The 21,942-nt window shown below is 57.6% G+C and carries 21 protein-coding genes; 11 read left to right on the plus strand and 10 right to left on the minus strand.

Going from position 1 to position 21,942, the window contains the following annotated elements; translation table 11 throughout:
• Positions 1 to 3: 3 nt before the first annotated feature.
• The 3 genes from BM395_RS21780 to BM395_RS21790 all read right to left on the minus strand — a co-directional run bounded on the left by BM395_RS21780 (position 4) and on the right by BM395_RS21790 (position 2,977).
• Positions 4 to 435 (minus strand): acyl-CoA thioesterase, encoded by a 432-nt coding sequence (locus BM395_RS21780; protein WP_090515652.1) that lies wholly within the window; start codon positions 433 to 435, stop codon positions 4 to 6.
• A gap of 38 nt (positions 436 to 473) precedes the next feature.
• Positions 474 to 1,637 (minus strand): iron-containing alcohol dehydrogenase, encoded by a 1,164-nt coding sequence (locus BM395_RS21785; RefSeq protein ID WP_090515654.1) that lies wholly within the window; start codon positions 1,635 to 1,637, stop codon positions 474 to 476.
• A 101-nt stretch (positions 1,638 to 1,738) separates the two neighbouring features.
• Complete coding sequence (locus tag BM395_RS21790) at positions 1,739 to 2,977, minus strand: 3-hydroxyacyl-CoA dehydrogenase (RefSeq protein ID WP_090515656.1); 1,239 nt, start codon at positions 2,975 to 2,977, stop codon at positions 1,739 to 1,741.
• A gap of 200 nt (positions 2,978 to 3,177) precedes the next feature.
• Between BM395_RS21790 and BM395_RS21795 the strand changes: the two genes are divergently transcribed.
• Positions 3,178 to 3,432 carry a hypothetical protein gene (locus BM395_RS21795; RefSeq protein WP_069902339.1) on the plus strand — a complete coding sequence of 85 codons (255 nt, stop codon included), beginning with the start codon at positions 3,178 to 3,180 and terminating at the stop codon, positions 3,430 to 3,432.
• 11 nt (positions 3,433 to 3,443) lie between these two features.
• Here BM395_RS21795 and BM395_RS21800 read toward each other — a convergent pair whose 3' ends face one another.
• Positions 3,444 to 3,881 carry a DUF3465 domain-containing protein gene (locus BM395_RS21800; RefSeq protein ID WP_090515658.1) on the minus strand — a complete coding sequence of 146 codons (438 nt, stop codon included), beginning with the start codon at positions 3,879 to 3,881 and terminating at the stop codon, positions 3,444 to 3,446.
• A gap of 146 nt (positions 3,882 to 4,027) precedes the next feature.
• Here BM395_RS21800 and BM395_RS21805 point away from each other — a divergent pair, with 146 nt between their 5' ends.
• From BM395_RS21805 to BM395_RS21820, 4 genes are read left to right on the plus strand one after another with little or no spacing between them, the layout of a single operon-like run.
• Positions 4,028 to 5,185 carry an ABC transporter permease gene (locus BM395_RS21805; RefSeq protein WP_090515659.1) on the plus strand — a complete coding sequence of 386 codons (1,158 nt, stop codon included), beginning with the start codon at positions 4,028 to 4,030 and terminating at the stop codon, positions 5,183 to 5,185.
• On the plus strand, positions 5,185 to 5,970 hold the full coding sequence (locus tag BM395_RS21810; protein ID WP_069902336.1) for an ABC transporter ATP-binding protein: 786 nt from the start codon (positions 5,185 to 5,187) through the stop codon (positions 5,968 to 5,970). Before BM395_RS21805 ends, BM395_RS21810 begins: the two co-directional genes overlap by 1 nt.
• Entirely contained in the window at positions 5,971 to 6,888 is a 918-nt protein-coding gene (locus BM395_RS21815) for an MlaD family protein (RefSeq protein ID WP_090515661.1), read from the plus strand.
• Positions 6,885 to 7,505, plus strand: coding sequence for an ABC-type transport auxiliary lipoprotein family protein (locus BM395_RS21820; protein WP_090515663.1), 621 nt, complete (start codon positions 6,885 to 6,887; stop codon positions 7,503 to 7,505). Before BM395_RS21815 ends, BM395_RS21820 begins: the two co-directional genes overlap by 4 nt.
• A 792-nt stretch (positions 7,506 to 8,297) precedes the next feature.
• On the opposite strand, the gene BM395_RS21825 is transcribed toward BM395_RS21820, so the two are convergent.
• The 3 genes from BM395_RS21825 to BM395_RS21835 form a co-directional block, all read right to left on the minus strand.
• Positions 8,298 to 9,839: a phosphoenolpyruvate carboxykinase gene (locus BM395_RS21825; protein ID WP_090515666.1), complete on the minus strand. Its 1,542-nt coding sequence runs from the start codon at positions 9,837 to 9,839 to the stop codon at positions 8,298 to 8,300.
• A 234-nt stretch (positions 9,840 to 10,073) separates the two neighbouring features.
• Positions 10,074 to 10,961, minus strand: coding sequence for an Hsp33 family molecular chaperone HslO (gene hslO / locus BM395_RS21830; RefSeq protein ID WP_069902332.1), 888 nt, complete (start codon positions 10,959 to 10,961; stop codon positions 10,074 to 10,076).
• Between the two features lie 140 nt (positions 10,962 to 11,101).
• Positions 11,102 to 11,500, minus strand: a complete 399-nt coding sequence (locus tag BM395_RS21835) for an RNA-binding S4 domain-containing protein (RefSeq protein WP_090515668.1) — start codon at positions 11,498 to 11,500, stop codon at positions 11,102 to 11,104.
• Positions 11,501 to 11,646: 146 nt separating this feature from the next.
• Here BM395_RS21835 and rimB point away from each other — a divergent pair, with 146 nt between their 5' ends.
• Both rimB and rimK read left to right on the plus strand, forming a co-directional pair.
• Positions 11,647 to 12,114 carry a retropepsin-like aspartic endopeptidase RimB gene (rimB, locus tag BM395_RS21840; protein ID WP_069902330.1) on the plus strand — a complete coding sequence of 156 codons (468 nt, stop codon included), beginning with the start codon at positions 11,647 to 11,649 and terminating at the stop codon, positions 12,112 to 12,114.
• Positions 12,111 to 13,016, plus strand: coding sequence for a 30S ribosomal protein S6--L-glutamate ligase (rimK, locus tag BM395_RS21845; RefSeq protein WP_069902329.1), 906 nt, complete (start codon positions 12,111 to 12,113; stop codon positions 13,014 to 13,016). The genes rimB and rimK overlap by 4 nt, the downstream gene beginning before the upstream one ends.
• 795 nt (positions 13,017 to 13,811) lie before the next feature.
• Here rimK and BM395_RS21850 read toward each other — a convergent pair.
• Together BM395_RS21850 and ompR are read right to left on the minus strand one after the other, a co-directional pair.
• A complete protein-coding gene (locus BM395_RS21850; protein WP_069902328.1) occupies positions 13,812 to 15,125 on the minus strand; it encodes an ATP-binding protein in 1,314 nt (437 codons plus the stop codon).
• A 93-nt stretch (positions 15,126 to 15,218) separates the two neighbouring features.
• Positions 15,219 to 15,953: an osmolarity response regulator transcription factor OmpR gene (gene ompR, locus BM395_RS21855; protein ID WP_069902327.1), complete on the minus strand. Its 735-nt coding sequence runs from the start codon at positions 15,951 to 15,953 to the stop codon at positions 15,219 to 15,221.
• Positions 15,954 to 16,179: 226 nt separating this feature from the next.
• On the opposite strand from ompR, the gene BM395_RS21860 reads away from it, so the two are divergent.
• The 4 genes from BM395_RS21860 (at position 16,180) to rmf (ending at position 21,089) form a co-directional block, all read left to right on the plus strand.
• Positions 16,180 to 18,498, plus strand: a complete 2,319-nt coding sequence (locus BM395_RS21860) for a Tex family protein (protein ID WP_069902326.1) — start codon at positions 16,180 to 16,182, stop codon at positions 18,496 to 18,498.
• Positions 18,495 to 18,878, plus strand: a complete 384-nt coding sequence (locus tag BM395_RS21865; protein WP_069902325.1) for a PaaI family thioesterase — start codon at positions 18,495 to 18,497, stop codon at positions 18,876 to 18,878. Before BM395_RS21860 ends, BM395_RS21865 begins: the two co-directional genes overlap by 4 nt.
• Positions 18,879 to 19,096: 218 nt before the next feature.
• Entirely contained in the window at positions 19,097 to 20,653 is a 1,557-nt protein-coding gene (gshA, locus tag BM395_RS21870; protein ID WP_425287664.1) for a glutamate--cysteine ligase, read from the plus strand.
• Between the two features lie 229 nt (positions 20,654 to 20,882).
• Positions 20,883 to 21,089: a ribosome modulation factor gene (gene rmf, locus BM395_RS21875; protein WP_069902323.1), complete on the plus strand. Its 207-nt coding sequence runs from the start codon at positions 20,883 to 20,885 to the stop codon at positions 21,087 to 21,089.
• A 9-nt stretch (positions 21,090 to 21,098) separates the two neighbouring features.
• On the opposite strand, the gene BM395_RS21880 is transcribed toward rmf, so the two are convergent.
• The gene (locus BM395_RS21880) at positions 21,099 to 21,770 is read right to left on the minus strand and encodes a TetR/AcrR family transcriptional regulator (RefSeq protein WP_090515673.1); all 672 of its coding nucleotides are present in this window, start codon (positions 21,768 to 21,770) and stop codon (positions 21,099 to 21,101) included.
• Positions 21,771 to 21,942 lie beyond the last annotated feature (172 nt).

The raw sequence follows: 21,942 nt of genomic DNA on the forward strand, positions 1-21,942 counted from the left end.
GGTCTAAACCAATATCGCCTCAAGGGCTGCCCTCAACTCTGCCAGGATTGGCACGGGGCGATTGCTTTCTCGGTCCACGAACACGTGAATGAAGCGCCCCGCTGCGCAGGCTTGTTCTTCGCCTTCCTTGAATACCGCCAACTCGTACTGCACTGAGCTGTTGCCCAGCTTGCCCACGCGCAAGCCCAACTCGATGCGCTCTGGAAAGGCGATGGACGCGAAGTAATCGCAGCTTGAACTGACCACGAACCCGACTACATCCCCGCCATGGATATCCAAGCCGCCCACCTCGATCAGGTAGCTGTTCACGGCGCTGTCGAAGTAGCTGTAATAGGTCACGTTATTCACATGGCCGTATATGTCGTTGTCGTGCCAACGCGTGGTTATCGCCTGAAAACGTTTGTAGTCATCACGTAAATGTTGCGTCTGGCTCATGAACTGTTTCCGTGGTTATGAAGGGCGACAAACTCGGCTCAATAAGCCGACTGGTAAATGGCCAGCGCGTGCTGTTCTGTCATCTCGCGCGGGTTATTCACCAGCAAACGCTGCTGCAACATCGCATCGGCTGCCAAGCGCGGAAGCATGTCTTGCGGCACTCCGGCTTCGCGCAGCCGCGTTGGCAGGCCGCAACGCTCGTTCAAATCTGCCAACTCGAGAATGAACTGCTCGGTCTGGTCCATCGCGCTGGCCGAACGCAGTCGATCGCCCAGCACCAGCGGGGCCAGCTCTGCATACAAGGGCGCAGCAGAGGCGGCATTGAAGCCGAGAACATGCGGCAGCACCAATGCGTTACTCAGGCCATGCGGGATGTGAAAGTGGCCGCCCAGCGGGTACGCCAGTGCATGCACCGCCGCCACAGGCGCATTGGCGAAGGCCTGACCGGCCAGGTTAGCGCCGAGCAACATGGCCTGGCGGGCGGCGAGATTGCTGCCGTTGTGCACCACTTCATCGAGATTTGCCGCGAGCAGACGCAAGGCTTCACGCGCCAGCATGTCTGACAGCGGGTTCTTTTTCAGCTTACTGGTGTACGCCTCAATCGCGTGAACCATGGCATCAATGCCCGTCGCAGCAGTGATCGCCGGTGGCAGGCCGAGGGTCAGCTCAGCGTCGAGCAGCGCAATATCCGGGAGCAGCAGCGCCGAAACCACGCCCATCTTGGTGGTTTCACCGGTGGTAATAATGGCCACCGTGGTGACTTCCGAGCCGGTGCCGGCAGTGGTTGGCACCTGAATCAGCGGCAAACGCTGGCCTTTGGCGTTATCCACCCCAAAAATATCATCCAGCCGCTGGGTGCTTTGCGGATGGGCAAGCAATGCCACCAGTTTGGCAACATCCATCGAGCTGCCGCCACCAAAGCCGATCACCAATTGCGCATCAAGCGCTCTGGCCTGAGTGATCGCTTGCTCGACAATAGCTTGCGGCGGATCGGCGACGACCTGATCAAACACTTCAACCGCGACACCAGCCGCGCCGAATCCGGGCAGGATACTGTCGAGCAAGCCGAGTTTGGTGATGCCCGGATCGGTGACGATAAACACCCGGCCGACATTACGCTCTTTGCACAGCGCCGCCAGATTACGCGCAGCCCCCGATTCACAGATAATCCGGGCACTGGTGACAAAGTTGAATGGCTGCATGGCTCAGGCCTCTTTTTTATTGGCTATAGGCAACAGACTAGCGTGTTCAGCAGGTGAGCACCCCACGCGGCGCGGCAATTGCGCCAACGCGGGGGCCAAGATCAGAACTTTCGGTGCTGCACGTCGGCGAATTTTTTCTGCGCCGCCGCCAGCTGGCTAATCAGCCGGGCGGGCTTCCAGTGATCGCCCAGACAGGCTTGCAAGCTCTGCAAACGCTGCTCAATTTCGGCTACGCCCTGCTCATCTGCCCAGCTCATGGGGCCGCCGCGCTCGGCCGGGAAGCCATAACCATTGAGATAGACCAGGTCGATGTCGTGGCTGTTGGCGGCGATGTCTTCCTCAAGGATTTTCGCGCCTTCATTTACCAGCGCCAGCAGGCAGCGCTCGAGAATTTCTTCGGCACCGATCTCGCGGCGCTCGAAACCCAGCGACTCGGAAACCTCCTGCACCAGTGCATCGACCTCGGGATCATGCTCGGCCTGACGGCTGCCTTCGGCGTAGCGGTAATAACCCATGCGTGCCTTCTGGCCAAATCGACCGAGTTCACACAGACGATTATCAACCTGCACCGCCGGATCATCCTGGCCCTTGCCGGCGAGTTCGCGTGCCCGCCATTCCAGATCAATACCGACCACGTCGTACATCCGAAACGGGCCCATGGCGAAGCCGAAACCCTGCAACGCCGCATCGATCTGATGCGGCCATGCGCCCTCGAGCAACATCATCCGCGCCTCGCGGACATAAGTGTGGAGCATTCGGTTGCCGATAAAACCATGGCAATTGCCTGCCACCACACTGACTTTGCCAATGCGCTGACCCAGCGCGAGGGTGGATTCCAGCACCGCAGGCGAGGTTTTCGCTCCCCGCACGATTTCGAGTAGTTTCATGATGTGCGCAGGGCTGAAGAAATGCAGGCCCAATACCGATTCCGGGCGACTGGTGACGCCGGCGATGGCGTCGATATCCAGTGCCGAAGTGTTGCTGGCCAGAATCGCGCCCGGCTTTAGCGTGGCGTCCAGCGTGCGGAAAATCTGCTGTTTGAGTTCGAGGTTTTCGTAGACCGTCTCGATCACCAGATCCACATCCGCCAGTGCCGCATATTCGCTGACCGGCGTGACGCAAGCCAGGCGCTCAGCAGACTGCTCGGCACTGATGCGCCCCAGCTTGACGTTGTGCGCGTTGGTTTGAGCAACCACGGCGAGCGCCTGCTCAAGCATCTGCGGATTATTGTCCAGCCACAGGACCTTGATTCCGGCGTTGGCCAGGCTCATGACGATGCCCCGCCCCATGGTTCCGGCACCAATCACAGCGGCTTGCTGCACGTTATACGCATTGCTCATACACAGGCCTCATCTTCAGCGAGAGTGATTCGAGATCCTCCAACCATAAGCAAGACGCCGGACTTTTAGAAATTTAGTCGTGTGATGAGCCGCATTCAGCGGATGAATAAGCTCACGCAAGGCTTATAAAAATAAACCAACTGCCCGCCGCAGGCCGAGCTAGGCTGAAGTAAGACTCAACGGGTGGTAGGAATTTGTGCATGAAACCATTGAAAAATCTTTATCTGTATTTCCAGGATGGTCAGCGCCTGGCGCTTCGTTTCCCGCAACAAAGTGACGACCCGGTGGTAATCGCCCGCAGCCTGCGCAAACAACTGGAAACCCCGATGCTGAGTATTGAGGTCGATGGTGACTTGCTGATGATTCCACGCGAAAGCATCAAATATCTGCAGATATCCCCTGCTCCGCTTTCCCTGCCAGACCCGGTAATCAGAGGGGCCGAGGTGATTCAGTAGGCGCGATACAGCTATTGATAGGTTTTGCCCATATGCTGCAGCCAGCCGTCTTCATGGCGACCCCGAGGGTCGCGGTGCGTCCAGTGGATGACGCCGCCTTTATCGTTCCATTCGTATTCACCGGCAAAACCGACCGTATCGCCCTCGCGCAAACCGCTGACGCGCGGCGCCAGATCAATATTATGGGCGACCAGCACCACCGGCCCCTTATTGCCAACACGCATCAGAAAGCGCTGATGCTGCGAGCCCCGCGTATCATCCTTGAGCACCTTGATCACAACCCCCTGGCCTTGCACTTGAACATCGCTGCGCCGATCAGCGTAGGCCTGTGCAACAGCAGACTCGCCACTCGTTGGCGCGCTGCTCAGGCCGGGGATTTGTAGGCCTTGCTCTTGAGCAACAACAAAAGCCAGAGCGGCGGCCGCAATCAGGTAGATAATTTTTTTCATAACGGCAGGGGCGCTTCCATGGCGGCTGGAGTGGGCACAAGCCCAGTTAAATATAGCCACAGTTTAACTCGAGCACGCTCAAACCAAACCAGCCATAATTTTCGGCTAGCTATTCCTATGCGGCATTAGGGAGGTAAGCTGTCTGTATGGCGACTAACCCGTACATCACGCTGCGCAACACCGATGGCACTGACGCCACACCAGACGTCAGCGAAACACTGTGCGTGGGCGGCGACTGGACGCTGGCCAATTACGCCGATCTTGAAGCGCAGGTGGAAACCTTCAAGCATCAGCTCAAGGACGATGCACCGGTAGACTTGGGCGCACTCAGCGAACTCGACACCGCCGGCGCGGCGGTGCTGGTCGAGTTGCTCGGCGAAAAACGTCTGGATGCACTGGAACAGGAATCGCCCAATCTGGCGCCGGAGCGGCGCAGCCTCCTGCAAAACGTCGGCAAGGCCATCACCGAGTCACGCCGGACACCACCGCCGCCGCCACCCAACTCGCTGAAAGAGTTCTTGTCGCATATCGGTGTTGCCGTCGAAGACTTCGGCAACAAGGCCGTGCAGCTCATTGGCTTTTTTGGCCTGACGCTTTCGACAATGATCCATGTTTTGCTCCGGCCCAAGCGCTGGCGCATGACTTCACTGACCGCCAACATTGAGCAAATCGGCCTCAACGCGGTACCGATTGTGGCTCTGCTCACCTTTCTGGTGGGCGCGGTCGTGGCGTTTCTGGGCGCCACGATTCTCTCCGACTTCGGCGCCAGCATTTACACGGTGAATCTGGTGGCCTTCTCGTTTTTACGCGAGTTTGGTGTGCTGCTGACGGCGATTCTGATTGCGGGGCGAACGGCCAGCGCCTTCACCGCACAAATTGGTTCGATGAAGGCCAACGAAGAGATCGACGCCCTGCGCACGCTGGGGCTCAGCCCAATCAAACTGCTGGTATTACCGCGGGTTTATGCACTGCTGATCACGCTACCGATTCTGACCTTTATTGCCATGATCTGCGGCATCGTCGGCGGCGCCGTGGTCTGCTCGCTGGCGCTGAATATCTCGGTGACCACTTACGTCACCATGCTGCATGAAAATATCGAGGTCCGGCACTTCTTCGTCGGCATGGTCAAAGCCCCGGTGTTTGCCATGCTGATTGCGGTCATCGGCTGTCTGGAAGGTTTCAAGGTTACCGGCAGCGCGCAATCTGTCGGTGAGCGCACCACCTCAAGCGTGGTCCAGTCGATTTTCGTGGTGATCCTGTTGGATGCGATATTTGCCCTGTTTTGCGTAGAGATGGGCTGGTAATGACTGAAGCCATCATTGAAGTCCGCGACCTGTGTAATCGCTTCGGCACGCAAACCGTGCACGAAGGCTTGCAGCTCGACCTGTATAAAGGTGAAGTGCTCGGCGTCGTTGGCGGCTCGGGCACCGGTAAGTCGGTATTGTTGCGCTCGATAGTCGGCCTGCGCGAGCCAACGGCCGGGAATATCCACGTATTTGGCAAAGAATTGCTGAGCCTTGACGCCACTGAGCGCTCTGCAATCGAGCGCCGCTTTGGGGTGCTGTATCAGCGCGGCGCGTTGTTTTCATCGCTCACAGTGACCGAAAACATTGCCCTGCCATTAATCGAACACACCAAACTCAGCCGCGCCTCGGCTGAAAAGTTGGCGCGGGTCAAAATCGCGTTGGTCGGCCTGCCGTGTATTACCGGTGAGAAGTACCCGTCTGAATTGTCTGGTGGCATGGTTAAACGTGTGGCGCTGGCCCGTGCGCTGGCGCTGGAACCGGACATACTGTTTCTTGATGAGCCCACTGCCGGGCTCGACCCGATTGGCGCCGCTGCGTTCGATCAACTGATTCTGACGCTGCGCAACGCACTGGGTTTGAGTGTGTTTCTGGTCACTCACGACCTCGACACGCTCTATACCATCTGCGATCGCGTTGCCGTGCTATCGCAAAAACGCGTTCTGGTGGCTGACAGCCTGGAGGTTGTCGCCGCTACCGACGATGCCTGGATACGCGAATACTTTCACGGCCCACGCGGACGCGCAGCCGAACAAGCCGCCAGCAAAGCATTTGGGAGCCTATAAATGGAACCGCGAGCCCACCACGTACTCATCGGGTTTTTTACGCTTGTCACCGTCGGTGCTGCCCTGATCTTCGCCTTGTGGCTGAGCAAGAGTTCAGCGGATCAGGAATATCACCAGTATGAAGTGATCTTCAAAGAGGCAGTTACGGGGCTGAGCAAAGGCAGCTCAGTGCAGTACAGCGGCATCAACGTTGGCGACGTACTCAAGCTGAGCCTCGACCCGAAAGACCCACGCAAGGTACGCGCCCTGATTCGCGTTGCCAGCGACACCCCGGTTAAAGAGAACACCCGCGCCAAGCTCTCACTGACCGGCGTTACTGGCACTGCGGTGATACAGCTCAATGGCGGTACGCCGAGCAGCCCGTTGCTGATTGGCAAAGGCGGCGACATCCCGACGATTGAGGCAGACCGTTCGCCACTGGCCAGTTTGCTGGCCAACGGCGAGGATGTGGTTTTCAACATCAATCATCTGATCACGCAGGCCAATCATTTATTCTCGGACGACAACATCGAGCGCGTCGGCAAGACCCTCGACAATATTGCCCAAGCCACCACTTCGATCTCGGACCAACGCGACCAGCTCAACATCACGCTCAAGCACATTGGCGATGCCAGCGCCGAAGCCGTAAACCTGATGCGCACCACCAATCAGTTGATGGATGAACAAGGCCGCGAAGTGTTCGGTAATGTCGAGCGCATCACCGCATCGCTCGAAGAGAGCAGCGATACCATCGCCGCCATGCTTCAAACCAATCAGCAGGCGCTTAACAACGGCATGCAGGGTGTCAGCCAGCTAGGCCCGGCCATCAGCGAATTACGTGAAACCCTCAGTGTGCTGCGCTCGTTCTCCCGCAAACTGGAAGAAGATCCGGGCGGCTACTTGCTGCGCAGTGAATCCATCAAGGAATTTCAACCATGACTCGCACGCACGCCTTTATCGCCCTGCTGCTGACCACATTGCTCAGCGGTTGCTCGATCCTGCCCAAAAGCGAACCACTCAATGTGTATCGCCTGCCAGCGGCGCCGTTCGAGCGCTACACCGGCACCGGACAAACGGCCTGGACACTGCAAGTGGATCGTCCGCAAAGCTCGCAAACGCTCGACAGCACGCGCATTGCGGTACTGCCGCAGGGCAATGAAATAAGTGCCTATAAAGGCGCGCGCTGGAGCGACCGGGCACCGCAGTTGCTGCGCGACCGGATCATTGCCGGGATGCTTGATGATGGCCGCATACGTGCGGTGAGCAGCGATGACAACCGCCTGCAAACCGACCTGCAACTGAGCAGCGATTTGCGCGCATTTCAGAGCGAATACCACGCTGGCAAACCGCAAGCACATGTAGTTCTGGATGTGCGCCTGGTGCGTCGTGACAGCCAGACCATCCTCGAGCAAAAACGCTTTGAGGTGCGTGAAGATGCAGCAGACACTTCGGTTCCAGCGGTTGTCAGCGCGTTCGGTAAAGCCTCAGACCAGTTAACGCGGGAAGTCATGGCATGGAGCCTCAAACAGGGCCAGAGCAAGGCATTGCGCCCATAGACTAATGCGCACTACCCGTTCTGTTGCACATGCCCAATCCATCTAACGCATGCCGCTTTGATGGAGTACATTTGAGTCATGGAATTGTTCAAGGAGAAGGGTATGCAGTTATCTGGTTTTAGTGGTCGGTTACAAGAATCGATTCAGATCACCCACTAGGCGCAGCAGGCGGATTCTGTCCTTCAGGTTCTGGTCCACCGGAACATTTTTTCCTCACCGCCCTTGTGCATGCATGATCGAGTTGCAAAATGTAAGTCGACCATCAACTGCGTTGAACCCATTGAGGTATTCGGGTTCAAGGCTGATCAGCTCCTTGCAGCGTTCGAGCCACACACAACCTACTGGCGGATGCCAGAAGCGCTACACGTGGAGGCTGGAAACTGAATAAGGATTTAGCGGCAGGCTTGAAGCGAGTAAAGCGATTCGTTCAACCAGTACAATGTGAAACTTATAGCCGTGAAGAGCGGCCCCAGCTTCATCCGGTTCAGCCGGTGTTACACAGCAAGTCAAAAAGGTGCCTACGTTACCGGTGTAGTTTGAACGGTTAATTCCTGGAATAGCTACGAGTTACACCACCGTCTAACACGCACAAAAAAACCGCCTACGGGCGGTTTTTCCGTTTCCGCGGCGGCATAAATGCATCGCTAGCGGCTGCCCACCCACGTTGAAACACGCCCGTTGCCTTGCCTGCGCAATGTGCAGGCAGACGCCGTGTTGGTTCGATCAATGCACGACTGAAACAGCGCCCACGAAAAAGCCGCCCGAAGGCGGCTTTTTCACAACCACTGGCGCTTAGAGTTGCGGGCCAGCGTTGCGGATGGCGTCAGAGACGTCGAACTTCTTGAAGTTCTCGACGAACTGCTTGGCCAGACCTTTTGCAGCCTCATCGTAAGCATTCTGGTCAGCCCAGGTGTTACGCGGGTTCAGCAGGTTGGTTTCAACGCCCGGTACTTCTTTCGGCACGCTCAGGTTGATAACCGGCAGGGACTCGGTTTCAACGCCAACCAGAGCACCGCTCTGGATAGCCGCAATAACACCACGGGTAGTCGGGATGTTGAAGCGCTTGCCAACGCCGTAGCCACCGCCAGTCCAGCCGGTGTTAACCAGATAGACCTTGGAGCCGAAGCCGCGGATACGCTTGATCAGCAGTTCTGCGTATTCGCCAGCAGGACGCGGGAAAAACGGCGCACCGAAGCAAGTCGAGAAGGTCGACTTGATGCCGCCGCCAGAACCCATTTCAGTCGAACCAACCAGTGCGGTGTAGCCCGACAGGAAGTGGTAAGCCGCTTGCTCTTCGTTGAGGATCGAGACGGGCGGCAGAACGCCGGTCAGGTCGCAGGTCAGGAAGATAACTGCATTCGGCTCGCCGCCAAGGTTCTTCTCGGAACGCTTTTCAACGTGGGTCAGCGGGTAGGCTGCACGGCTGTTCTGAGTCAGGCTGTCATCGGCGTAATCCGGCTGACGGTTTTCGTCGAGCACGACGTTTTCGAGAACGGCGCCAAACTGGATAGCTTTCCAGATAACCGGCTCGTTCTTGGCCGACAGGTCGATGCACTTGGCGTAGCAGCCGCCTTCGATGTTGAAGACGATGCCTTCACCCCAGCCGTGCTCGTCGTCACCGATCAGGTAACGGCTTTCGTCAGCCGACAGCGTGGTTTTACCCGTGCCAGAAAGGCCGAAGAACAGAGTTACGTCGCCTTCTTCGCCGATGTTCGCCGCGCAGTGCATAGGCAGAACGTCTGCGTCCGGCAGCAGGAAGTTCTGCACCGAGAACATGGCTTTCTTCATTTCACCGGCGTAACGCATGCCAGCGATCAGAACTTTCTTGGCGGCGAAGTTAATGATCACGCAACCATCGGAGTTGGTGCCATCACGCTCAGGCACGCACTCGAAGTTGGCCACGTTGAGCACTTGCCACTCTTCGCGACCCGCCGGGTTGTACTGCTCAGGATTGATGAACAGGCAACGACCGAACAGGTTCTGCCAGGCAGTCTGCGTGGTCATTTTAACGGCCAGGTAATGCGCGTCGGAGGAGCCTACATGAACGTGCGAAACGAAGCTGTCCTGAGCATCGGAGAACGCTTGAACGCGGTCCCACAGAGCGTCGAACTTGTCAGCCGGGAATGGGCGGTTGATCGCGCCCCAGGCGATTTTCGATTCGCTGCCTGGCTCTTGCACGATGAAACGGTCAACCGGTGAACGGCCTGTGCGATGACCAGTGCGGACAACCAGTGAGCCGTTCGCGGCCAGCTCACCTTCACCGCGACGGAGAGCTTCTTCGACCAGTTGGGCGGCGCTGATGTCGGTATACACAGCGTTATTGGCTTGCGTCATGTGGGTCCCCATCGGCCAGTAGACCGAGTCTTACGAACGTTTTGTAGTAGCTTAACGAGCACTACTACACATAAAAAGGTGCCGAATTATGCCAGAAACATATGTCAGAAGTGCAGCCTCTGATCGATGGATTCTGGCGATTAACGACCGTTTTATCGGTTTTTGCTGCTAATAAGGCCACCAACACTGCAATTGGCGGCGGCTTTACCTAGCAGCTCCACCTAGCCAAACACCTTAATGATGCGTGGCTGAAGGCGCCTGACTGCCGCCACCGGCAAACAGCTGCTGCACGTCGGCAGCATCGAAACCATAGCGCTGGTTACAGAACTGGCAGTCGATCACGACCTCACCGCCATGCTCCTGCAAAAGCTTCTCGGCATCTTCCTGGCCCAGGCTGATCAGGGCATTCGCCGAGCGCTCACGCGAGCAGCTGCAACGAAATACCAGCGCGCGCGGATCAAACAGGCGCAGGGCATCTTCATGATAGAGCCGGTGCAGCAGCGTCTCGTTATCCAGCCCCAGCAGCTCTTCGGTCTTCAGGGTGCTGGCCAATGTGATGACATGCTCCCAGCTGGCCTGACGCTCTTCTTCGTCAGGAATACGATCGGCCGGCAACTGCTGCAACAGCAGGCCGCGCGCGCGAGTTCCATCGGCACACAGCCAGAAACGCGTCGGTAATTGTTCGGAGGTGGCAAAGTAGTTGGTCAGGCAGTCGGCGAGGGTCTGACCGTCCAAATCGACAATGCCCTGATAACGCTGGCCATTGGTTGGATCAATCGTCATGGCCAGCACGCCATCAGGCATCAGCTCTGGCAAACCCGCATCGGCCGCGATCTGCTCTTCGTGATAGCGCGCGATGCCACGAAGTTCGCCGGCACTTGAGCACTCAACCATCAGCAACGGCAGCGCACCACTCGAGCGCGCTTGCAGAATCAGCAGGCCATCAAACTTGAGCGTGCCGATCAGCAGCGAGGCAGCCGCCATCATTTCGCCCAGAAGCTGAGCGACGGGCTGGGGGTAAGCGTGCTTAGCGAGCACATGCTGGTAGCTGTCATTCAAGCTGACCAGTTCTCCGCGAACATCGGAGTCATCAAACAGAAAGCGTTGGGTAAAGTCAGACATGCCTAATTCACTGGGGTAACCGGGCCAGCGATTTTAGGCGCAAATGCCTGTCTGACCAAGCGCCTCTTATCTATCGGCCCGTTATATAAACGCCTATCGGTGTCTAGTTGCCGGTTTTTAAAGGATTTTCCGCTGGTCGATCAATCGTCCTGATGGGTGCGGAATTGATGAATTTGCCGGCGTTGCTTCTTGGTCGGACGCCCATCGGTTTGCATGCCAAGTGCCCCGGCCTTGCGCTGGGCCACGGCCAATTCGCGCTTGGCCACGCTCTCGGCGGTTTCCTGATAAAGAGTTTGTGCCTCTGGTGCGCCACGGCGAACACCCGAGAGCAGCAGAACCTGCACGGTGCGCTCATCGTCACCGCTGCGGATGACCAATTCATCGCCCACTTTCGGCTCTTTGCTGGGTTTGCAGCGCTCACCCCGGCAATGCACCTTGCCGCCCTCGATAGCCGCTTTGGCCAGCGCACGGGTTTTGAAGAAGCGCGCAGCCCATAGCCATTTATCCAAACGTACTTTGCTGTCGTCTTTCTCGCTCATTGCCTACTCTTGAGTGATTGAAACTGATTTATAGCGCGTGCCGTTGCCACTCCGGACAGCGGTCCCGGCTGAAACTGCACAGATACTTATGCAGTTGTCATGAACCGCCCTTAGAATGCCGCAAAATTACCCCAGGCCAGACCCTTTTGAAGACATTTGACCAGCTCAGCGTGATCGGATTACGCGAATGGATCAACCTGCCAGAGCTTGGCATGGTTGGTCTGCGCGCGAAAATCGATACCGGTGCGAGCACATCGACCTTGCATGCCAGCGATATTCAGCCATTTCAACGTGACGGGGCGCAGTGGATACGCTTTACTGCGCACCTAGGCACGCTGGTACAAAGCCGCCACCGCTGCGAGGCGCCAGTGGTTTCGGTCAAGCGTATCAAGAGTTCCAATGGTCAGGCGCAAAGCCGGTATGTGATTCGCACGAATCTTGTACTCGGCGACCGTCAGTGGCCGGTAGAATTCACCCTGGCTTGCCGCAAAACCATGCGCTATCGCGTGCTGCTCGGCTCTAAAGCGCTGATTGCCGGCCAACTTGTAGTAAACCCCGCACTGACTTACGTGCAAAACAAACCTTCGCTTCCCTCGCCCTCTGGTGCTCAATGAAAATCGCTGTGCTGTCGCGCAATCCGCGCCTGTATTCAACTCGTCGCCTGGTAGAAGCGGGCACCGAGCGCGGTCACGAGATGGTGGTCATCGACACCTTGCGTGCTTACATGAACATCGCCAGCCACAAGCCGCAAATCCACTACCGGGGTCGTCCGCTGGAAGGCTTTGATGCGGTGATCCCGCGGATTGGCGCCTCGGTGACATTCTATGGCTGCGCCGTTTTGCGCCAATTTGAAATGATGGGCGTGTTCCCGCTCAACGAGTCGGTCGCCATCGCCCGCTCGCGCGACAAATTGCGCTCGCTGCAACTGCTGTCACGCCGTGGCATCGGCCTGCCAGTGACCGGCTTTGCCCACTCGCCGGATGACATTCCCGACCTGATCCAGATGGTCAATGGCGCGCCGCTGGTGATCAAAGTGCTCGAAGGCACTCAAGGCATCGGCGTGGTGCTGTGCGAAACGGAGAAGGCTGCCGAGTCCGTGATCGAAGCATTCATGAGCCTCAAGCAGGACATCATGGTGCAGGAATACATCAAGGAAGCCGGTGGTGCAGACATTCGCTGCTTCGTCGTCGGCGAGAAAGTGATTGCCGCCATGAAACGTCAGGCCAAGCCGGGCGAATTCCGCTCAAACCTGCACCGCGGCGGCTCTGCCAGCCTGATCAAGATCACCCCGGAAGAACGCATGACCGCCATTCGTGCGGCCAAGGTCATGGGCCTGCATGTGGCGGGTGTCGACCTGTTGCGCTCCAACCACGGCCCACTGGTGATGGAAGTCAATTCATCGCCCGGCCTTGAGGGCATCGAAACCACGACCAACAAGGATGTCGCGAGCATCATCATCCAGTATTTGGAAAAAAACGGCGGCCCCAACCTCACCCGCACACGCGGCAAGGGTTAAGCCAAACGGGCGAGCATGTGTGTGTATTGTGGATGGGTGAATTGGGGTTGTTTGGCGTTGCCCCGGGCGTGATTCGGGGCAACGCCGCGTCGCGGCAAACAAACCAATCAAAACCCTGTGGCTAATCCATGGAGGATGGATAAACCGCAGGTTAATCCGTCATGACGGCCTCATTGATACACACGATTTGGCCGTTGTTTTGTACACGGCGTAAATCGTTCGCGATGGGTATTTGCCGTTGCGCAGATCGCTATGACGGATTGCCCCCGGTGGGGCTATCCATCCTCCGAATCCCCGGGACGTAATTCGACTCGACACCGTTTCGATGCCGATATACCAATCAAAACCTTGCGATGAAATGGAGGATGGATAAACCGTAGGTTAATCCGTCATGCCGGCCTCATTGATACACACGTTTGGCGGTTGATTGGTAAACGGCGTAAATAGTCCGCGATGGGTATTTGGCGTTGCGCAGATCGCTATGACGGATTGCCCCGGCGGGGCTATCCATCCTCCCCATCCCCCGGACGTAATTCGGCTCGATACCGTTTCGCTGCCGATAAACCAATCAAAACCTTGCGATAAAATGGAGGATGGATAAACCGTAGGTTAATCCGTCATGACGGCCTCAAAGGTACACACGTTTGGCGGTTGATTGGGGAACGGCGTAAATCGTTCGCGGTTGGTTATTTGGCGTTGCGTAGATCGCTATGACGGATTGCCCCGGCGGGGCTATCCATCCTCCACATCCTCCGAATCCCCAGACGTAATCCGACTCGATAACGTACGGTCTGATTAAACCGCGTTACGCGGCAGCAACAGGCCTAGCGGTAAGCAAACCCGCGCCTCCAGGCCGCCGCCGGAACGATTGCGTAACTCGATACTGCCGCCATGCAAGGCGGCGATGCGGGTTACGATCGCCAGCCCAAGCCCTGCGCCTTTGCCTCCGCGTGCGCGGTCGCCACGGGTGAAGGGGTTGGTGATGCTGGCAAGCTCGGTCGGGTCGATGCCGACGCCACGATCAAGCACGCTAAGCACGATATATGGCGAATGGCTGTCACCTGTTACGTAGGCAGCAACCTCGACCGCATCCCCGCCGTAACGCAGCCCGTTCTCGATCAGGTTCACCAGCAACCGCTTTATCGACACGCGGCGCAGCAATACTTGCGGCACAGGCTCCAGGCACAGGCGCACAACCTCTTGCTTCTGGTTATACGGCGCCACCACTTCGCGCACCAGATCCGGCAAATCGATTTCTTCTTGCGGCTCATCACGGCCATCACGGATAAACGCTAGGAACTGATCGAGAATGTCGTCCATGTCCTCTATATCGCGGACCATGTCGTCGGTCAGTTCGGCATCATCGTTGAGCAATTCCAGGGCCAGACGCAAGCGCGTGAGCGGTGTGCGCAGGTCATGGGAGACACCGGCCAACATCAATTCGCGTTCGCGGGCGGCCTGCTCGACATCTTCGGCCATCTGATTGAATGCGCGATAAACTTCGGTCATCTCATTCGGCGTATCGCTTATCGGCAAGCGCACGCTGCGCCCTTCACCGATCTGCCGAGCAGCAAATACCAGGCGTTTTAATGGCGCATTAAGTTGGCGCACAAAAATCCAGGCCGCTGCGGTCGAAAGCAGACCAATACCCAGAAACCAGCCCAGCACGCTCCAGATCTGCTGACTGCGCAGCGGATGCGGATACAGCGGCACACGAATCCAGTCTTCACCGAGTGTAGGCGCATGCACCCACAGCGCTGGCGGGCTCTTGGCGCGTACACGCACCTCGGTTTCCGGGCCTAGCTCGGTCTGCATCTGCCGTTGGAATATCTCACTGTAGGGCCAGTGTTCTTCGCTGGAGGGCACTGTCGAACGCGGCACCCGCTTGAGGTCGGCGGCCTTGGCAATTATCTCGCGGTCTTCGGGGCGTGCGGCCCAATACGCGCGCAGGGTCAGTGCTGCACCGTGGCTGTACTGGCGGTCAACCAGCATGTCCTCGTGCATCATCAGATAAACCAGCGTCAGTGCTTTGGAAAACAGCACGACAACCAGCACCAGCAAAAGGGTGCGGCTAAAGAAGCTTTGAGGGAACCAGGCCGGCGTTTTCATTAATAACTACAGTATTGATCAGGCAGGTTGGGGCCGTGCGTGGCTCGGCAAGCTCATGGGCGCGCCCAAAGACGCGCCCCACCTACATTAGGCTTATTTGTTGCCGTCGGGCACAAACACATAGCCCACACCCCAGACGGTCTGGATGTAGCGCGGCTTGGAAGGGTCCGGCTCGATCAGGCGACGCAGACGCGAAATCTGCACGTCAATCGAACGCTCAAGTGCATCCCACTCACGGCCACGCGCCAGATTCATCAGTTTGTCACGCGTCAGCGGCTCACGTGCGTGCTGCACCAGTGCCTTGAGTACAGCAAATTCACCGGTGGTGAGCATGTGCACCTCACCGCCTTTCTTCAGTTCGCGAGTGGCCAGCGACAATTCGTACTCGCCAAAACTCACGCTTTGTTCTTCGCTGCCAGGCGCGCCGGGCACGACGGGTGCCTGACGACGCAATACAGCTTTGATCCGCGCCATCAATTCACGCGGGTTGAAGGGCTTGGCCAGATAATCATCTGCGCCGATCTCAAGCCCCTGAATACGGCTGGCTTCATCGCCTTTGGCGGTGAGCATGATGATCGGTACCTGGTTATTCGACTCTCGCAGCCGGCGGCAGGCAGACAAACCATCCTCACCCGGCAACATCAGGTCGAGCACGACCAGACTAAACAGTTCACGCGCAAGCAAGCGATCCATTTGCTCAACATTCTCGACAGCACGAACGCGAAAGCCCTGCTCTTCAAAGAAACGCTCAAGCAAGCGACGCAGACGTGCATCGTCATCGACTATAAGAATCTTCTCGCCTTCCACAGGGAGTGCATTGCTGCTCATTAAGTAGCTCCTCGGTATTGATTCCACAGAGGCTCAGGGCACTTTGTGGGCTCGAATCGGTCATTATGGCCTAGCCGCGGCCCCTAACCTATTAGGCATTGTTAGCAGATTTTTCCTCGAACGGTTCCCAGTGGGCTGCATGACGGTGTTTATAATGCCCGGCTTATGTGTCTGGCCCGTAGAAAGCGTGGCCGGTTTTTCGTTTTAGTGTGGGTAGATTTTTAATATGGATAGCATCAACAACCGCATCGCCGAAGAACTGGGCGTGCGCCCGCAGCAGGTTGCCGCAACTGTCGCCCTGTTGGATGAAGGCTCTACCGTGCCGTTCATCGCACGTTACCGTAAAGAAGTCACCGGCAACCTTGATGATACCCAACTGCGCCAGCTCGAAGAGCGCCTGCGCTACATGCGCGAACTCGACGACCGCCGCGCCAGCATCCTTGCGAGCATTGAAGAGCAAGGCAAGCTGACCCCGGAACTGGCCCGCGAAATTAATCTCGCCGACACCAAGACCCGCCTCGAAGACCTTTACCTGCCGTACAAGCAAAAGCGCCGCACCAAGGGCCAAATCGCTCTGGAAGCAGGCCTTGGAGAGCTGGCAGACGCTTTGTTCAACGACCCGACACTGGCCCCTGAAACCGAAGCTGCACGCTTTATCGACAGCGAAAAGGGCTTCGCCGACACCAAGGCTGTGCTCGAAGGCGCCAAGTACATTCTCATGGAGCGCTTTGCCGAAGACGCCACCCTGCTCAGCAGCCTGCGCAGCTTCATGACCGATCACGCAACGCTAAGCGCCCGCGTTGTCGCGGGTAAAGAAGCCGAAGGCGCCAAGTTCCGTGACTACTTCGAACACGACGAGAAATTCAAAGGCGCCCCGTCGCACCGCGCACTGGCGATTTTCCGTGGCCGCAACGAAGGCATTCTCAGCTGCAGCCTCAAGGTTGGCGAAGAAGCGCTCGGCACCATGCACCCTTGCGAAGTAATGATTGCCGAACGTTTCGGCATCTCCAATCAGGGCCGCGCCGCCGACAAATGGCTGGCCGAAGTGGTGCGCTGGACCTGGAAGGTCAAACTTTACACCCACCTCGAAACTGACCTGTTCAGCGAGTTGCGTGAAAAAGCCGAAGACGAAGCTATTTCGGTATTTGCCCGCAACCTCAATGACCTGCTGCTTGCCGCACCGGCTGGGCCACGAGCCACACTTGGTCTCGACCCGGGCCTGCGCACCGGCTGCAAAGTGGCCGTGGTCGATGCCACCGGCAAAGTGCTCGACACCGCGACCGTGTACCCGCACGCCCCGAAAAATCAGTGGGATCAGACCATCGCTGTGTTGGCCGCCCTGTGCGCCAAGCACTCGGTTGACCTCATCGCCATCGGCAACGGTACTGCCAGCCGCGAGACCGACAAACTGGCCATCGAGCTGATCAAAAAATACCCAGCCCTGAAGATGACCAAAATCATGGTCTCCGAAGCCGGCGCCTCTGTGTACTCGGCCTCGGAACTGGCCGCCAAGGAATTTCCGGACCTCGATGTATCGCTGCGTGGCGCGGTGTCTATCGCACGCCGCCTGCAAGATCCACTGGCAGAACTGGTTAAGATCGACCCGAAATCAATCGGTGTCGGCCAATACCAGCACGACGTTTCACAGCTGAAACTGGCGCGCAGCCTCGACGCTGTCGTTGAGGATTGCGTAAACGCCGTTGGCGTTGACGTGAACACTGCATCCAGCGCCCTGCTCGCGCGTATTTCCGGCCTGAACAGCACACTGGCGCAAAACATCGTTACCCACCGTGATGCCAACGGCGCCTTCAAGACCCGCGACGAGCTGAAGAAGGTTTCGCGTCTGGGCGAGAAAACCTTCGAGCAAGCCGCAGGCTTCCTGCGCGTGATGAACGGTGACAATCCGCTGGATGCCTCGGCCGTTCACCCCGAGACTTATCCACTGGTTAAACGTATTGCGCAGGACACTCAGCGCGATATTCGCTCGTTGATCGGCGATGCCAGCTTCCTCAAGCGCCTCGATCCCAAGCAGTTCACCGACGAGAAATTCGGCCTGCTGACCATCAGCGACATCCTCCAGGAGCTTGAAAAGCCTGGCCGCGACCCGCGTCCGGAGTTCAAGACGGCTGAATTCCAGGAAGGCGTTGAAACCCTCAAAGACCTCGAGCTGGGGATGATTCTTGAAGGCGTGGTCACCAACGTGACCAACTTCGGCGCGTTCGTGGATATCGGCGTGCATCAGGACGGTCTGGTGCATATCTCCGCGCTGTCCGAGAAGTTCATCAAGGACCCGCACGAAGCGGTCAAAGCCGGCGAAGTGGTCAAGGTCAAAGTGATGGAAGTGGATATCCCGCGTAACCGCATTGCCCTGACCATGCGCATGAGCGACACGCCCGGCGAGAAAGTTGAAGGCCCACGCGGTGGCGGCAACCGTGGCAATGGCCAACGCCCTGCTGCGGCCAAGACGCACCAGCCAGCAGCCGCGCCGAGCAACAACGCCATGGCTTCGTTGTTCGCCAATGCCAAGCAGTTGAAAAAGAAATGAGCCTGGATGCCGCGTTTGCCGCGAGCGCTTACAGCCGGCATCTGGGAATCGAGCCGCTGCACATCGAAAATGGCGAGGCGCGCGTGCGTCTCGCCCTCACCGACGAGCTGCGCAACCGCCATCAGAAACTTCACGGCGGCGCGTTGTTCTCGCTGGTCGACATTGCCATGGGGCTGGCGTGCTCCAGCTCGCATGGCTTCGATAACCAAAGCGTCACCATTGAATGCAAGATCAATTACATTCGCGCCGTGGCCGAAGGTGAGGTGATCTGCACGGCCAAGGTGCTGCATGCCGGACGCCGGACTTTGGTCGTGGAGGCCGATGTAATGCAGGGCGAAAATCTTGTCGCCAAGGCACAAGGGACTTTCGCCTGCGTATAAGTTTGCTGAGCTAAACTCGGTTAAAACACGCTGGAACCGAAACAAATAACGCGACCCACAAGGCGTCAAAGCCAGTAATGCCGCAGGTGTCGCATATGCTTTCCAACCAAATGGCCATTGACGGCTACTCGCCCCTTGCAGACCCTGATGTCCACCCCCATATAGGGGCGAACGATGCGTGAAGGAATTTTACCTTGAGCGAACAGCTAACCAGCCGCATGGCACTGCTTGGCCAGCCAGCCAACCTTTCACTGCTTACTCAGTGCCTGCATGGCATCGAGCGCGAATGCTTGCGAGTAGACAGCGATGGCCAGTTGGCCCTGACGCCGCATCCGCGCGCGCTAGGCTCGGCGCTAACCAATGCACAGATCACCACCGACTATTCAGAGTCGCTGCTGGAGTTCATCACTCCGGCGCTGGCCGATCCGGCGCAAACTTTGGAAAACCTCGAGCTGACCCACCGTTTCGTCTACAGCAAACTGGCGGACGAATACCTGTGGAGCCCGTCGATGCCCTGCGCGTTGCCGGACGAGGAGCAGATTCCAATCGCCCGCTACGGCGACTCCAATATCGGCAAGCTCAAGTTTGTGTATCGCAACGGTCTGGCCCTGCGTTATGGCAAGACCATGCAATGCATTGCCGGCATTCACTACAACTTCTCGTTGCCCGATGCGCTGTGGAAGTTGCTGCAGGCTGAAGAAGGCGATCAGCAAAGCGCGCTCGACTACCAGTCGGCCAGCTACATTGCGATGATCCGCAACTTCCGCCGCTACAGTTGGCTGCTGATGTATTTGTTCGGCGCCTCGCCGGCGCTCGACGTTGGCTTTATGCGCGGGCGCCCGCACAAATTGCAGATGCTCGACGAAAACACGCTGTATTTGCCCTACGCGACCAGCCTGCGGATGAGCGATCTGGGCTACCAGAGCAGCGCGCAATCCGAACTGACGCCTTGCTACAACGACCTTGCCAGCTACATCGACAGCTTGCGCCAGGCCGTCGGCACGCCGTATCCGCCGTATGTCGAAATCGGCACACGCAAGGACGGTGAATGGCTGCAACTGAACAGCAATATCCTGCAAATCGAAAACGAGTACTACTCAAGCATTCGCCCCAAGCGCGTGACCGATTCGGGCGAGCGGCCAATTCAGGCCCTTAATTCGCGCGGTGTGCAGTACATCGAAGTGCGCTGCCTGGACATCAACCCGATGCTGCCTTTGGGCATCGACCTGACCGAGTCGCGTTTCCTCGACGCCTTCCTGTTGTTCTGCGCCCTGCAAGACAGCCCGCAGCTTGAGCGTGGCGAGTGCCATGCCAGCACCGAAAACTTCCTTAAGGTGGTCAAGGAAGGTCGCCGCCCGAACCTGCATCTGCAGCGTATCGACGGCCCGATCACCTTGCAGGCATGGGCCAGTGAATTGCTTGGCAAGATCCAGCAAAGTGCCGAGCTGCTCGACCGCAGCCACGGCGGCACCGCGCATGTGACGGCACTGCAAGCGCAGCAAGCAAAAGTTGACGACGTCAGCCTGACGCCATCGGCTCAGGTTCTGGCGCAATTGCAGAAAGGCGAAAGCTTCACCCAGTTCGCCCTGCGCCAAAGCAAACTGCACGCTGAATACTTCCGCAGCCAGCCACTGAGCGCCGAGCAGTTGAGTGAGATGGAAGCGTCAGCTACCCGCTCACTTGAGGAACAAGCCGCTATCGAGGCGCAGGACGAAGAAGACTTCGACACCTTCGTTGCCGCTTATCAGGCCAGCATCCTCGCGTCTGACAACTAACAGGCCCGCCATGCCCAACCCTGCCGGAATGCTTGATCTGACAACTGATTCAAGCATTTCGGCGGGCCGTTACAACGACAACGCGCATGACCATTTGTCCTGTGGATAACTCCGCATATCGCTGAAATTTGTCGAAACAGTGGTGCCCATCACAATTGCACAAGTGCGTGCAGTTACGGGGCGAAATCACCGCTAGCATGCTCTGCAGAAGCACACCAAGAGCAGCCTCATGTCATCAGACAACCATTCAAAAAACACGCAGGACTGGAGCCTGGAAAGCCTCAATAAGGCTTACCAACAGGGCTACATGGCCGGGCTTGCATGCCGGCGCAATCCTGCCCAGATACCGACGGAGGAAGTTGTTCTGGCCGCGTGGGAAGCAGGCTGGGATGACGGCCAGACGCAGTATCAGTTAATCAAACAACGCACCGCCTGAGCCCTGGGTTCAGGCGACTGGATGACTGTGCAGATCCAGCTGAACGTACAAACTGTCGTAAATCTCTCGCGCCGCTTCCTGCCATTGCGGCGCAACGTAGCCATCCTCTAACGCCATCACCTGAAACACACCACGCCGCAGCAACTGCTCATCAAGCTCAGTGGTTGGCTTCATGGCTGTGCACAAAAAGCGCACCCACGAGGTCAGCACAATCCAGCTGTTGAGGGTCAGCGCCTCGATTTGCAGGGGAGTCATCAACAGAATCCCGGCATCCACAAAGCCCTGAAAAATCTGCATGGCATGGTGCAGGCAACGTTTGGCAAATACCTGATAACGCTCAGCCAGTTGTGCGTCACTTTCCAGCAAGTGTTCGAGATCACGGTGCAAGAAACGGAACTGCCACATGGCCGCCAGCAGGCGCTCCATATAAACGGCCTTATCCTCGATAACCACCGGACGCTCTTCAGGCAGCCGCAAAAACTGGTCGACCTGCGCCTCATAACGCTGCATCAACTCGGCAATTACCGCCTGCTTGTTACGAAAGTGGTAATACAGATTGCCCGGCGAAATCCCCATATGCGCGGCGATATGGTTGGTGGTGACATTACGCTCGCCCTGGGTGTTGAACAGCTCAAGGCTGGCTTGAATGATCCGTTCGCGGGTTTTTACTTGAGGCGCCATACGCTGATCAGTCCAGATACAAAAAACACAGACGGGAAGAATTCCGGGCCGGGGAAAATACACGCAGATAACCGGCTCGGGCTAGTGCGGTGCCCATAAATCAGACTCATGGCAGGCCATAGCGCTTAACCATCCGGTCACAGAAAAAAGCCCGCCCATTGACACTTTAGAG

It is taken from the genome of Pseudomonas marincola (assembly GCF_900116605.1).
Taxonomy (GTDB): Bacteria; Pseudomonadota; Gammaproteobacteria; order Pseudomonadales; family Pseudomonadaceae; genus Aquipseudomonas; species Aquipseudomonas marincola.